Below are 13,976 nucleotides of genomic sequence, written 5' to 3'. Positions count from 1 at the left end.
CGCGTCACTCCGCAGCGTTTCGAGACGGCTGTTCGGTCGCCCCATCGCCATGCTGCGGCGGTTCGATGAGCAGACCCAGCTCCGTGGCGGTGACCCGGACCGTATCGCCGTCGCGGACTTTGCCGCGCAGGATCATCTCCGCGAGCGGATTCTGCAGTTCGCGCTGGATCACCCGCTTCAAGGGCCGGGCGCCGTACACGGGATCGTAGCCGGCGTCGGCCAGCCAGCGCTTCGCCGCGTCGTCCACCTCCAGCACGAGCTTGCGGTCGTCGAGCAGGCGTTGGAGCCGCCGGAACTGGATGTCGACGATGCCGCTCATGTCCTCGCGCGAGAGGCGGCGGAAGATCAGGATCTCGTCGAGCCGGTTCAGGAACTCGGGCCGGAACGCCGCCCGCACCGCCTCCATCACCTCGGCGCGGACCGTGTCGACGTCCTGGTCCTCCCCCAAGGTCGCGAGATACTCGCTGCCGAGGTTGGAGGTCATCACGATCAGCGTGTTGCGGAAGTCGACCGTGCGGCCCTGCCCATCGGTCAGGCGCCCGTCGTCGAGCACCTGGAGCAGCACGTTGAAGACATCCGGGTGCGCCTTCTCCACCTCGTCGAACAGGATCACCTGATAGGGCCGGCGCCGCACCGCCTCGGTCAGGCTGCCTCCCTCTTCGTAGCCGACGTAGCCCGGAGGGGCGCCGATCAGGCGGGCCACGGAGTGCTTCTCCATGAACTCCGACATGTCGATGCGCACCATCGCGTGCTCGTCGTCGAAGAGGAATTCGGCCAGTGCCTTGGTCAGCTCGGTCTTGCCCACACCGGTGGGCCCAAGGAACAGGAAGGATCCCATCGGCCGGTTCGGATCCTGAAGGCCGGCACGGGCGCGGCGCACCGCGTTCGAGACCGCGACGATGGCTTCGTCCTGGCCTATGACACGCTGCCTCAGCGCGTCCTCCATGTGCAGCAGCTTCTCGCGCTCGCCCTCCAGCATCTTGTCGACCGGAATGCCGGTCCAGCGGGACACGACCGCGGCGATATGCTCGGCGGTGACCGCCTCCTCGAGCATCTGCTGGTCGCCTTGAGCCTCGGCTTCCTTTAGCTGCCTTTCGAGATCGGGGACGATGCCGTAGGCGAGTTCGCCCGCGCGGGTCCAGTCGCCGCGCCGCTGCGCCTGCTCCAGTTCGATGCGGGCTTGGTCGAGCCGCTCCTTCAGCGTGCGCGCGCCGGCGAGCTTCTCCTTCGCCGCCCGCCACGTCACCGTGAGTTCGGCGGATTTCTGCTCGAGCTCGCTGAGCTCCCTCTCCAGCCTCTGCAGGCGCTCCCGCGAGGCCGGATCGCTCTCCTTCTTGAGCGCTTCGCGCTCGATCTTCATCTGCACGATGCGGCGATCGAGCTCGTCGATCTCCTCGGGCTTGGAATCGACCGCCATGCGAAGCCGCGATGCCGCTTCGTCCATCAGGTCGATGGCCTTGTCGGGGAGGAAGCGGTCGGTGATGTAGCGATGCGACAGCGTCGCCGCGGCGACGATGGCGCTGTCCGTGATGCGCACGCCGTGGTGAACCTCGTATTTCTCCTTGATGCCGCGCAGGATGGAGATGGTGTCCTCCACCGAGGGTTCCCCGACGAAGACGGGCTGGAAACGCCGGGCTAGGGCGGCGTCCTTCTCGATATGCTTGCGGTACTCCTCCAGCGTGGTGGCGCCGACGCAGTGCAGTTCGCCGCGGGCAAGCGCCGGCTTCAGCATGTTGGAGGCGTCCATCGCCCCCTCCGCCCCGCCCGCTCCCACCAGCGTGTGCAGTTCGTCGATGAAGAGGATAACCCCTTCCCGGCCTGAGGTGACTTCCGACAGGACCGCCTTCAGCCGCTCCTCGAATTCGCCACGGTACTTGGCCCCGGCCAGCAGCGAACCGAGGTCGAGCGCCAGCAGCTTCTTGTCCTTCAGGCTTTCAGGCACATCGCCCTTGACGATGCGCTGCGCCAGGCCTTCGACGATGGCGGTCTTGCCGACGCCCGGCTCGCCGATCAGCACGGGGTTGTTCTTGGTGCGGCGCGCGAGAACCTGGATCGTACGGCGGATCTCCTCGTCGCGGCCGATGACGGGGTCAAGCTTGCCGTCGCGCGCCACGGCCGTGAGGTCGCGCGTGTACTTCTTCAGCGCGTCGTAACCTTCCTCGGCCGACGCCGTATCGGCGGTGCGGCCCTTGCGGATGTCCTCGATGGCCTTGTTGAGGCCCTGGGCGTTGACCCCCGCCGAAGCCAGCGCCTTCGCGGCCGGCGTGCCCGCAGCGGCGGCCAGCGCCAGCAGCAGCCGCTCCACGGTGACGAAGCTGTCGCCGGCCTTCTGCGCCAGCTGCTCGGCGGCCTCGAAGACGCGCGCCAGCTCCGGCGCCATGTAGACCTGCCCGGCGCCGGCCCCTTCGACGCGTGGCAGCTTGTCGAGCGCGGCGTCGACGGCTGAAAGCGCTGCCTTCGGGTCGCCTCCGGTCGCGCGGATGAGGTTCGCGCAAAGCCCTTCCGAATCCTCCAGCAACACCTTGAGCAGGTGCTCCGGCGTCAGGCGCTGATGGCCGCGGCTCACCGCGAGCGTCTGTGCCGACTGGAGGAAACCCTTCGCTCGATCCGTGTATTTTTCGGGGTCCATGGCTGTGGTGCTCCTTTCCCGTGGCACTCAGCCGCGCTGCCGATTCTGGTCGTCCACTTCCTCGAACTCGGCGTCGACGATGCCTTCGCTCCCGCCACCGGCCCCGCTACCGGACGGTCCGGACGGGTCGGCATTGGCGGCGGCAGCCTGCTCCGCTGCGCTGCGCGTGCCGGTGTCGGCGGCGGCACGGTGGATCGTCTCGCCGAAGCGCGTGAGCGCCTGCGAGAGCGTGTCGATCCGCTGCCGGATGCGGTCGATGTCGTCGCCACCGACCGCCTCGCGCAGGGCGTTCAGGGCGTCTTCCACGGGCTTGCGCTCCGTCTCGCCCACCCGGCTGCCATGCTCCTGCAACTGCTTCTCGGCCGTGTACATCGCGGCGTCCGCCTGGTTGCGGGCATCGACCAACTCACGCCGTTTCCGGTCCTCCTCGGCGTGCGCCTCGGCATCCTTGACCATCTTCTGGATGTCGGCCTCCGACAGACCGCCCGAGGCCTGGATGCGGATCTGCTGCTCCTTGCCGGTGGCCTTGTCCTTCGCCGTGACGCTGACGATGCCGTTGGCGTCGATGTCGAAGGTCACCTCGATCTGCGGCACGCCGCGCGGGGCCGGCGGGATGCCGACGAGATCGAACTGGCCGAGCATCTTGTTGTCCGCCGCCATCTCGCGCTCGCCCTGGAAGACGCGGATGGTCACCGCGGTCTGGTTGTCCTCGGCGGTGGAGAAGGTCTGGGACTTCTTGGTCGGGATGGTCGTGTTGCGGTCGATGAGCTTCGTCATCACGCCGCCCAGCGTTTCGAGGCCGAGCGACAGCGGAGTCACGTCGAGCAGCAGGACGTCCTTCACCTCGCCCTGGAGCACGCCCGCCTGGATGGCGGCGCCGATGGCGACGACTTCGTCCGGGTTGACGCCCTTGTGCGGCTCCTTGCCGAAGAAGTCTTTGACGACCTCCTGCACCTTCGGCATGCGGGTCATACCGCCGACCAGGATCACCTCGGCGATGTCCGCGGCCTTGAGGCCGGCGTCCTTGAGCGCCGCCCGGCAGGGCTCGATGGTGCGCTGCACGAGATCGTCGACCAGGGCTTCCAGCTTGGCGCGGGTGAGCTTGACGTTGAGGTGCTTGGGCCCATGCTGATCGGCGGTGATGAAGGGCAGGTTGACGTCGGTCTGCACCGTCGAACTGAGCTCGATCTTCGCCTTCTCCGCGGCTTCCTTCAGGCGCTGGAGCGCCAACCGATCGTTGCGCAGGTCGATGCCCTGCTCCTTTTTGAACTCGTCGGCCAGATAGTCGATGATGCGCTTGTCGAAATCCTCGCCGCCGAGGAACGTATCGCCGTTGGTGGCCCTGACCTCGAAAACGCCCTCGCCGATGTCGAGAACGGAAATATCGAAGGTGCCGCCGCCCAGATCGTACACCGCGACCTTGCCCTGGCCCTTCTTTTCAAGGCCGTAGGTCAGCGCGGCGGCGGTCGGTTCGTTGATGATGCGCAGCACCTCGAGCCCGGCGATCCGACCGGCGTCCTTGGTCGCCTGGCGTTGACTGTCGTTAAAGTAGGCCGGCACGGTGATGACCGCCTGGGTTGCCTTCTCGCCGAGGTAGGCTTCCGCGGTTTCCTTCATCTTCGTCAGGATGAGCGCGCTGATCTGGCTCGGGCTGTATTTCTTGCCCTGCGCCTCGACCCAGGCGTCTCCATTGTCGCCCCGCACGATCTTATAGGGGACGAGGGCCTTGTCCTTTTCCGTGATCGGGTCGTCGTAGCGGCGGCCGATCAGGCGCTTGATCGCGAAGATGGTGTTCTCGGGGTTGGTGACCGCCTGCCGCTTCGCCGGCGTGCCGACGAGGATTTCGCCTTCCCTGGCGAACGCCACGATGGACGGCGTGGTCCGCATCCCCTCGGCGTTCTCGATGACCTTGGCTTGGCCGCCCTCCATGACGGCGACGCACGAGTTCGTGGTGCCGAGATCGATTCCGATGACTTTTGCCATGTCGCCCTCCGGCGTGTTCTGTCCCGGTTGTCAGAAATCCATGCCGCCCATACCGCCCATGCCGCCCATGCCGCCCATGCCGCCGCCCGGCATGATGTCCTCCTTCCGACCGGCGCCATCGATGATCGTCGTGCTCTCGCGGTCGATCCGCGCGCGGCGCGCGCGGCCCAGCATGTCCAGCGTGATGTTTTCCAGCCTGATGCCGAGGTCTTCGCTGATCACCTGGCCGCCGGTGACGGTGGCGATGTCCTCGAGCATGGCTTTGCGCCGGTCGCCGAAGCCAGGCGCCTTCACCGCCGCAACCTTCAGCCCGCCGCGCAGCCGGTTCACCACCAGCGTGGCGAGTGCTTCACCCTCCACGTCTTCGGCGATGATCAACAACGGCCGACCGCTCTGCACCACCGCCTCGAGAACGGGAAGCAGCGGCTGGAGGCTCGAGAGCTTCTTCTCGTAGATCAGGATGTACGGATCCTCGAATTCGACGATCATCTTCTCCACGTTCGTGATGAAGTACGGGCTGGTGTAGCCGCGGTCGAACTGCATGCCCTCGACGACGTCCAGTTCGGTGTCGAGGGATTTGGCCTCCTCGACCGTGATCACGCCTTCGTTGCCGACCTTCTCCATGGCCCGGGCGATCATCTCGCCGATCTCACGGTCGCCATTCGCCGAGATCGTGCCGACCTGGGCGATCTCATCGGAGGTGGCGATCTTCCGCGATCGCCTGCGGACATCGTCGATGACCGTGTTCACGGCCACATCGATGCCGCGCTTCAGGTCCATCGGGTTGATGCCGGCGGCGACGGCCTTGACGCCCTCGCGCACGATGGCCTGCGCCAGCACGGTCGCGGTGGTGGTGCCGTCGCCGGCCACATCGTTGGTCTTCGAGGCCACTTCGCGCACCATCTGGGCGCCCATGTTCTCGAACTTGTCGGCGAGCTTGATTTCCTTGGCGACGGTGACGCCGTCCTTGCTGATGCGCGGGGCGCCGAACGGCTTCTCGATGACGACGTTGCGCCCCTTCGGGCCCAACGTCACCTTGACCGCATTCGCCAGGATGTCGACGCCGCGCAGCATCTTCTCGCGCGCATCGGTGCTGAACCGAACGTCCTTCGCAACCATGGCATCAATCCTCCGTTACGCGCCTCGTTCGATCACGCCCAAGATGTCGGACTCCTTGAGGATCAGCCGGTCCTCACCCTCGATGCGCACCTCCGTGCCCGACCATTTGCCGAACAGCACGCGGTCGCCGATCTTGACGTCGAGAGGTTGCACCCTGCCGGCCTCGTCCCGAGCACCCGGGCCGACGGCCAGCACCTCGCCCTCAGACCGGCTTCTCCTTGGCGGTGTCGGGGATGATGATGCCACCCGGGGTCTTTTCCTCCGCCGCGACGCGCTTAAGCAGGATACGGTCGTGCAGCGGTCTGAAGCCCGTCATGCTTCCCTCCAATCAGGTGTGTTGATCAGATGGCGCGGTGCCGTCCGCGGCGACACCGACCAGCGCGGGACGCAACAGGCGCTCATGCTGGGCGTAGCCGGGTTGCAGGACCTGCGCCACGGCGCCAGCCGGCAGCCCGCTGTTCCCCACTTCGAACATCGCTTGATGGCGATGGGGATCAAACGGCTCGCCGGGGGCCGGATCGATCCGGAGGATGCCGTGCTTCTCAAAGGCGTCGAGCAGCGCCTTCTCGGTCGCCACGAGGCCGGCCATAAGGTTCCGGACCCACAATTCGGCTGCGGCGAACTCCATCGGCACGGTCTCAATGGCGCGGCGGAGGTTGTCGGCCGACGGCAGCAAATCCCGCGCGAACCCCGAGGCGGCGAATCGCACGGCCTCCTCACGGTCCCGCTCGGCCCGGCGCCGCATGTTTTCCTGCTCCGCCAGCGCGCGCAAAAGCCGGTCCTTGAGGTGGGACACCTCGCCTTCGAGCGGCGGGGCTGCGTCATCGCCGCCCCCATCGTTGCCGTCCCTGTTCTTGCCGGTGCCTTCTGCTTCGGGACTGGCGGCTTCGGGACTGCCCCCCCGTTCGCCGCGAACGGGAGTCCAGGCCGGCGGGTCGCTCGCGGGGAAGGACTCGTCGGACGCCTCGTCGACACGGTCCACGGGGGGCTCGTCTGGCATGGGATCGGTGCGTCTCGGGTCAGGGTTCATGGGTGCGCCGCCTTGGCCGGGTATGGAATGGGGCCGGGTATGGATTGGGTAGGGATCGGACCTCTCTCAGGCTCTCTCTCAGGCACCCTGCGGCACGGCTCCCCGCGGCTCGTTCCGGTGTCCTCTGAGCCGGAACGCCAACACGATCAGCACACCGCCGAAGACGAGCGCGTAGGCGCCGAGCCACCACGTCATGACCACCGCGCCCTCGATCGGCGCCATGAAGAGCAGGATGCCCCAGACGATGGACACCAGGCCGCCGAAGCCCAGCCACCACTTGCCGTGCGATGTCCGCAGGCGGATGGCGGCGGCGATCATCATCACACCCGAAACGACCGCCCAGGCGCCGCTGAGCCAGACGAAGGCGAGGATGGTGGCGCTCGGCGCGACGACGGCGACCACCCCCGCCGCGAGGTCGATCACCCCTTCGAGGATAAAGGGCCACCATCGCTCGCGGCGGGTCGCCGCGCGCACGCCGGCGACGATGGCGAAGACGCCGTCGAACAGCATGTAGGCGGCGAAAAGCAGAACGAGGGAAGCGATCGTGACGCCCGGCAGCAGCAGCGCGATCAGGCCGAACAGGACAGCGCACACGCCGCGCAATGCCATCACCCACCAGTTCCGGGCCAGCATGGCGTTCATTGCCCCGGACTTCGCGGGCTCGGAATTGGGAAAGGCATTGTCTGCGCCGAAAGCCGTGCCCATCGCAGCCTCCTCTCACGGACTGATGACGATCCGGTTCTCAACCTTGGTGACGCCGGGCGCCGCCCAGGCGGCCCGTTCGGCCTCCTGCCGCTCCGCCCAGGACCGGACGGTGCCCTTCAGGACGATCTCGCTGCCGTTGGCCTCGACGGTGATGCGGTTCGCATCGACTTCGGCGCTGCGCCGGAACGCCTGCTCGATCTTCTGCTTGATCTCGGAGGGGGCGACCTGGGGCTTCAGGGTGATCAGGTTGGTGACGCCCTTAACCCCGCGCACTTGGCGGACCGCCTTCTCGGCGCTCTCGCGCTGATAGTTCCATTCGACCGTGCCTTCCAGCGTCACCCAGGCGGACTTGACGATGACCTTGATGCTCTCCCAGGACAGCGGCAGCCAGCTCTTGATCGCCGCGACCGCGTCGCGCGCGATCTCGGGATCCGGCCGCTCCTCGCCGCTGGGAATGCGCACCTCGAGATCGTTCGCCACCCCAACGACGCCAGACACGCGCTTCACCGCCTTCTCGGCTTCGAACTTCTCGAGGTAACTGCGGACAAAGCCGGTCAGCGTGACGACACCGTTCTTCACCGCCACCCCGATGTCCGTCGGATCAAGAGCCGGGGTCCAGCGGATTTCAAATTCCACATCCCGCTTGACGTCGCTGTCGCTCCTCATGCTCCCCTCCGCCATCTGCTTGATTCGGCCCATTGGGGGTAAAAGGGTCGCCACGGTTCGCACGAACCAGCCCCGACACAGTCAAAGGCTCCCGTGTCAACGATCGATTGGGCGCATGCGAGACTGATTATGCCTCTGCATCATTTTGCCGCCTTGACGGTCATCAACTTTCTGTCATTCGCCATCAACTGTCCCGACGAGTTTCGTAGTCTTGGGCGGAATCCCTACATGAAGCGTTTTGGAACGCCCAATGCACTCAACACCTTGAGTGCAGAGTGGTGAGGAGCCGTGAACCGCGGCGGCCCGCTTCGTCACCAACGTCGTCATTCACAACGACGTCGAACGGTCCAGGTCACTCGAATCCCGACGAAGGGGCGATTTCCGGAAACAGAAACGGGGGACCGACGTTTTCTACCGGCTCGGAATCGCTGCGTGCCGCAAGAACGCCATCGATCATGTTGCCGACATCAAAAGACGAACACCAACCGACCTGGCTGAAACCTGTGCGCAGCCAAGTCTCTTCCGCCGCCCTGCCGTGGTGCCCCTTGACGACATCGACGAGGCGCACGAATACGGTCGGCTTTCGGTAACGGTCCCGAGGCTCGAACCGTCAATGTGCCATTAGGACCGGAACGGTCATGGTCGACAAGATTTCCTGCGTCATCCCGCCGAGGATCACCTCGCGCACCCACGAGTGTCCGTAGGCGCCCATGACTATGAAATCGGCTCCGAGGTCGGCCGCACGGGACAACACCGCTTCGGACGGGGTGAGGTCGATCAGCGACTGCGTTTCGGCCTTGGCGTTCAGGCCATGACGGACGAGATGCTGCACCACGTCGTCGGTGCCCCAATCCTCGTCGGGGTCCGGATCGACGGACAGGACGGTCACTGCCGCCGCCATCCCCATCAGCGGCAGCGTGTCGTGCACGGCGCGCATGGACTCCCGGCCGCCGTTCCAGGCAATCAGAACGGTGGCGCCAACCCGCTCGAAGCGACCGGCGCAGGGCACTATCAGCACGGGACGGCCGCAGGCGAGGATCACATCCTCCGGGGAATCCAGGACCACGCCCAGATCGGAAGCGTACTGCCCGAGCACGACGAGATCAGCGGCGCGGGCATGGCGGGTGACGAACGACGCCAGCGACTCCTCCGTCCCCGTCGTCGGACGCCACTCGCCCGCCAAGCTCTCCCCTTGCAGCGTCGTCCGGAAAATCCCTTCCGCGGTGGTGTCCCCCAAGCCCACACCGATCATGTGCGCCCCGTACCGGCGCGCAAGATCGGCGACGAGGTGGAGGCGGCCAGCGCTGACCGGAGCGGGGTCGACATGGACGAGAATGTCTTTGATGGACATGGATCCTCTCTCGACCTGGAGGTGCGCCCCTCGGCTCACCGGAGGGCCGCTCGGCGCGCCAAGCCTCGGCACGGCGGTCATCCAGCGTCGGCAGCGGATTATGACGCAGGGCAACCGTAGCGCGTTGATGGCCGTCAACAAGTTCGCGTTTGGGGAAAAACCAGCCGATGTTGACGACCATCAAGGACAGGCTGCCGTACCTGTGCATGCTGGAAACGATGCCGGCAGCCGATGTTCCGGGTGCCGGCTCACCGATAAGCCGGGAGGCCGCGATGATCAAGGTGGCGATGGTCCGTCTTGACGGAACGGTTGGCGACGATGTGCGCCTCGCCGCTGCCGAGGATATGGCCAAACTCTTCGACGCCCGCATCGTCGGTCTGTTCCTCAACATCCTGACGCCCCTTCCAACCGTGGAGGGTGTCGATGCCGAGTTCTGGGCTCGGCTGATGCAACAGGCACGGGAGGCCGGTGACACGACGGAGGCGATGCTCCGGCACCGTCTGGCCGAGGTGAACGGACCGGCCGAGTTGCGCCGGTTCGATCTCTTCGCCGGCGATGTCGCGACGGTCGCCACCCGGGAGGCGCGCACGGCCGATGCCTTCGTGACCCTGCGCTTGGGCGCGGCCGATTCTTCCGGGCCAACCGAAGGCCTGGACAAAGGCGTTCTCTTCGGTTCCGGACGGCACCTGTTCGTTGCCACGGGTCAGAAGCCGTTTCACAACGGCTTCGATCACGCCCTCGTCGCCTGGAACGGCAGCCGGGAAGCCACGCGCACCATGGCCGAGGCCTTGCCGTATCTGCACGAGTCGCGGGCTGTGACCGTCATCGTCGTCGACCGGGAGCCGCCCGGCCAGAACGCCACGGCCGGAGCCGACGCCGTCGCCTACCTCAAGCACCACGGCATCGAAGCCCAGTTGCATCGCGCCGCAAACCTCGGCGGCGTCTCGGCGACCCTGATCCAGGAAGCGGGGAGACTGGGGGCGGACCTCATGGTCATGGGCGGCTACGGCCACTCGCGTCTGCGCGAGTGGCTGCTTGGCGGCACCACCTACCGTCTCCTGCGCGATGCCCCGGTGCCGCTGGTGATCGCCCATTAAAGCGAACCTCCGTTCGCTTTGGATTCACATCGCCTCACTTGCCGGCTCTCAGCGGATGCCGATGGCATCCGCCTGCCGCCAGCGGGAACGATGTTCCCGCCAGAGGCGGGCTTCGGCCGCATGTACGGCCGGGACCGCCGTCGCGGTCCAAAGCGGATTGCAATCCGCTTTAGCGGGAGCGGTCGTCCACCACGCCGGCGTGCTCGCCCTTGCCGAGCGCGGCTTGGACGTAGAGCTTGCGGACCAACACGAAGAGGACCACCGTCAGCGGCGAGGCCAGCAGCAAGCCCAGCGCCCCGAAGGCCAGCCCCATGGCGACGACGGCGAACAGGGTGAGCGCGGGCGGGATGGAGATCAGTTTCCGCGCGACCAGCGGCGTTACCACATTGCTCTCGATCTGCTGGACGAGAACATACAGCCCCAAAACATAGAGCGTCGTGCCCAGCCCCGAGGACGAGGCGACCAGCAGGGCCGGAATCGCCGAAGCGATCGGCCCCACGAGGGGAACGAACTCCGCCAGTCCGGCGAGCAGGCCAAACGCAAGCGCCGATGGGACGCCGAGAAGCCAGAGGCCGAGCGTGGTCAGGATCCCGATGGTCGCCATCGCGATCACCTGCCCCTTGAGCCACTGGCCCAGCGCGTATCCTGCGCCGTCAAGGGCTTCCCGTGTCCGAAGTTCGGCATCGCGCGGGACGAGGGCGACCACACCGTCGCGGTAGAGCCCCGGCTGCGCGGCAAGGTAGACGCTGCCGGCCACGACCAGCAGAAAGTTGCCAAGGGCGCCGAGCGTCGTCATCACGACGGACGTGACGTTGCTGACGACGCCCTCGGACAGCGTGCGGACGTCCAGGTCCTGGATTTGCCGGAGCAGCCCCCGTCCCCAGGCGTGGTCCTGCAGGCGCTTCCGCACCTTGTCCCAGGCCTCCGGAAGGATCCCCGTCAACTGGTCGACCTGGGCGGACACCTCCCGGCCGAAAAGCCAGACGCTCCCGCCGATCGCGACGACCAGAACCAGGATGGCGAGAGCCAGCGCCCACCCCGAGGACAGGTGAAGCCGTTGCCCGATCCAGTCGGCGAGCCCGCGCAGGAGAACCGCCAGCAGGACAGCCGCGAACGCCAGGAGAAGGACATCGACGATCCGCAGCAGGAAAAGGGAAAATCCTGCGAAGAGAATTGTAACGAGCAGCCGGTAGGCATACGGCCCAATGTCCAGGCGCATATCCCTCTCCCCGAAGCGGCGGGCCAAGATCATTCACCCGGGAACCGCGATGCCGGTTCGGAATCGCCGGCATCGGCTTCGCTTTCCCGGGGATTCTGCTCGCGCACCATCCAGTACACCCCGCCCAGCGCCAGCACGGCGATGGCCAGCCCCATCAAAGTGGCCGGTTCGGTCTTCGTGGCATCGATGATGATGAACTTGCGCACCAACGCCAGGAGCGCGATCAGCACAACGGTCCGGAGTTGGATGACGCTCTGCCGGCGTTCCAGGATGCCCAGCAGGGAGTGTTTGAACTCCAGCGCGATGAGCACCGTCATGATCATGCCGAAGACGTTCTGGAAGACCGCTTGGTTGGCCGGATCCACAGCGTCGAGGAGGACCAACAGGACGATCCGCACCGTGAGGTGCCAAAGGGCGGCGGCGATGATGACGGCGATGAGAAACGTCAGGATCAGGCAGACGATCTGCTCGAACCGCTGGTAGAACGTCAAGGCGTCCCAGGCGCGTCGCGTTTTCCCGAAGATTTCCGAGGATGCCACCATGGACTCCCATGTCTACGGATGCGACGAGGTTGAACGGACGAACGTGCGCCGGAGCCGGGGCACCGGGTTACGCAGCGTCGTCGATGTGCAGCGGTGCTCGGGCGACGCCGCAGCCGGCCGGCATGACGGCGGCGTCTCGAAAGCGGGGCGTTCGCCCTCCCTCCGATCCATCCGGTGCCCCGCGCGGTGCGTCCTCACGCGGTTGATCGCCGGGATCGGGCGCACACTCGGCGTCCAACCGGCGAAGCCATGCCTGCTTCACGCAAATGTCCATGGGGAAACTCCTCGGCGAAATCTCTTCGAAATCTCTTCGACGCGGGCCGCAGCAGAACGGTTGCGCCATCTTAGTCGTGCGACAGGCAGTATCATGGATCGCGCCAGAGGCGACCATCCGGCGCCTTCCTAAGGGGAATCCCGCAGAGGTTCCGCCTCTTGTCCACAGCGCGCGTCCAGGCCTGCCGATCGAAAGAGATTCCCGGCTCACCTTGGGATGACGAGCCGGGAACCAGCGGTCGAGTGCGTCCCGCTGGAGTGTTGGCGCACGGAGCAGCGTGTTGCACGGATGGGCGTGCTGGCATAGGCAGAGCCGCCGTTTGTGTTCAGGTTCCCTATCATGCCGCACAAGGCCAACGCCGCTCGTCGCCATCGCATTCCTCGGCCCAAACGCAAGGTGACGAACTGGGCCGAATATGATGCCGCGCTACGCCAACGTGGCAGCCTTACGGTATGGGTCAGCAACGAAGCCATCGAGGGCTGGAGGGCTGCGCCCCGGACCACTCCGGGCGGGCAGCCCAACTACTCGGACCTCGCGATCACGACGGCGCTGATGCTGCGCGCCGTTTTCCATCTGGCGCTACGCCAGAGCGAAGGTCTCATCGGCTCAATCCTGCACCTGCTCGGGGATCGATCTGCCGGTGCCGGATCATTCCACCATGGCACGGCGGGCCAGGACGGTGACGCTGCCCAGCAAGGCGCGTCCGACCGGCGGAGCGCTTCACCTGCTGGTGGACAGCACCGGGCTGAAGCTGTGTGGGCCGGGCGAGTGGCTGAACGAAAAGCATGGGACCAGGAAGCGGCGATCCTGGAGGAAACTGCACATCGGCATGGACGCGGCGAGTGGTCGGATCGTTGCGGCCACGCTGACCGGCCGCGAGGTGGATGACGCCGCCCAGGTCGGGCCCTTGCTCGACCAAATCACGGACCCGGTGGCCTCCTTCACTGGCGACGGTGCTTACGATCGAACGGCGGTCTACGCGACCGTGCACGAGCGGCATCCCCAAGCCGCGGTCGTGACGCCGCCTCGGGCTGACGCCGTTCTCAGCGACATGGCAGCAACTGCGCCCATTCAGCGCGACCGCCACATTCAGGCGATCGCCGTGACGGGCCGCATGGCTTGGCAGCGGGACAGCGCGTATAACCGAAGGGCTCGCGTGGAGGGCCAGATCGGGCGCTGGAAGCAGGTCATCGGTGATGGACTGCGTTTCCATACCGTCAAGGCGCAGGTCACTGAGGTCGCCATCGCTGCCGAGGTCCTCAATTGCATGCGCGACCTTGGACGCCCGGAGTCCATTCGTGTCGCCTGATCAATGGTGGGAATGGGGCGATCTCCTGCCCCCCTCGCCTCGATGCAACACG

The 13,976-nt window shown here is 66.3% G+C and carries 10 protein-coding genes and 3 pseudogenes; 2 read left to right on the top strand and 11 right to left on the bottom strand.

What is annotated here, in order from left to right:
* Window positions 1–4: 4 nt before the first annotated feature.
* The 9 genes and pseudogenes from clpB to H1Q64_RS26270 form a co-directional block, all read right to left on the bottom strand.
* Window positions 5–2,629 (bottom strand): ATP-dependent chaperone ClpB, encoded by a 2,625-nt coding sequence (gene clpB / locus H1Q64_RS26310; RefSeq protein ID WP_237906795.1) that lies wholly within the window; start codon window positions 2,627–2,629, stop codon window positions 5–7.
* A gap of 27 nt (window positions 2,630–2,656) precedes the next feature.
* Entirely contained in the window at window positions 2,657–4,612 is a 1,956-nt protein-coding gene (gene dnaK / locus H1Q64_RS26305; RefSeq protein ID WP_237906794.1) for a molecular chaperone DnaK, read from the bottom strand.
* Between the two features lie 93 nt (window positions 4,613–4,705).
* Window positions 4,706–5,731 (bottom strand): annotated as a pseudogene (gene groEL / locus H1Q64_RS26300) (chaperonin GroEL); the annotation flags it as partial.
* Window positions 5,732–5,746: 15 nt separating this feature from the next.
* Window positions 5,747–6,047 (bottom strand): annotated as a pseudogene (locus H1Q64_RS26295) (co-chaperone GroES).
* A gap of 12 nt (window positions 6,048–6,059) precedes the next feature.
* Window positions 6,060–6,713: a nucleotide exchange factor GrpE gene (locus tag H1Q64_RS26290; protein ID WP_237906793.1), complete on the bottom strand. Its 654-nt coding sequence runs from the start codon at window positions 6,711–6,713 to the stop codon at window positions 6,060–6,062.
* Between the two features lie 126 nt (window positions 6,714–6,839).
* Window positions 6,840–7,466 (bottom strand): HdeD family acid-resistance protein, encoded by a 627-nt coding sequence (locus H1Q64_RS26285; protein ID WP_330874595.1) that lies wholly within the window; start codon window positions 7,464–7,466, stop codon window positions 6,840–6,842.
* A gap of 12 nt (window positions 7,467–7,478) precedes the next feature.
* On the bottom strand, window positions 7,479–8,132 hold the full coding sequence (locus H1Q64_RS26280; RefSeq protein ID WP_014197826.1) for a BON domain-containing protein: 654 nt from the start codon (window positions 8,130–8,132) through the stop codon (window positions 7,479–7,481).
* 352 nt (window positions 8,133–8,484) lie between these two features.
* Complete coding sequence (locus tag H1Q64_RS26275; protein ID WP_237906792.1) at window positions 8,485–8,700, bottom strand: hypothetical protein; 216 nt, start codon at window positions 8,698–8,700, stop codon at window positions 8,485–8,487.
* A 42-nt stretch (window positions 8,701–8,742) separates the two neighbouring features.
* Window positions 8,743–9,483 (bottom strand): universal stress protein, encoded by a 741-nt coding sequence (locus H1Q64_RS26270; protein ID WP_237906791.1) that lies wholly within the window; start codon window positions 9,481–9,483, stop codon window positions 8,743–8,745.
* A 167-nt stretch (window positions 9,484–9,650) separates the two neighbouring features.
* Between H1Q64_RS26270 and H1Q64_RS26265 the strand changes: the two genes are divergently transcribed.
* Window positions 9,651–10,580: a universal stress protein gene (locus H1Q64_RS26265; protein WP_237906790.1), complete on the top strand. Its 930-nt coding sequence runs from the start codon at window positions 9,651–9,653 to the stop codon at window positions 10,578–10,580.
* Window positions 10,581–10,749: 169 nt separating this feature from the next.
* Here H1Q64_RS26265 and H1Q64_RS26260 read toward each other — a convergent pair whose 3' ends face one another.
* On the bottom strand, window positions 10,750–11,799 hold the full coding sequence (locus tag H1Q64_RS26260; protein ID WP_237906789.1) for an AI-2E family transporter: 1,050 nt from the start codon (window positions 11,797–11,799) through the stop codon (window positions 10,750–10,752).
* Window positions 11,800–11,828: 29 nt separating this feature from the next.
* A complete protein-coding gene (locus H1Q64_RS26255) occupies window positions 11,829–12,341 on the bottom strand; it encodes a phosphate-starvation-inducible PsiE family protein (RefSeq protein WP_237906788.1) in 513 nt (170 codons plus the stop codon).
* 613 nt (window positions 12,342–12,954) lie between these two features.
* On the opposite strand from H1Q64_RS26255, the pseudogene H1Q64_RS26250 reads away from it, so the two are divergent.
* Window positions 12,955–13,924: pseudogene (locus H1Q64_RS26250) on the top strand (IS5 family transposase).
* Window positions 13,925–13,976 lie beyond the last annotated feature (52 nt).

Origin of the sequence: Azospirillum brasilense (assembly GCF_022023855.1) — a bacterium.
Lineage (GTDB): Bacteria > Pseudomonadota > Alphaproteobacteria > Azospirillales > Azospirillaceae > Azospirillum > Azospirillum brasilense_F.
Note: the sequence above shows the minus strand (reverse complement) of the source record. Positions and strands in the feature narration are given on the sequence as shown.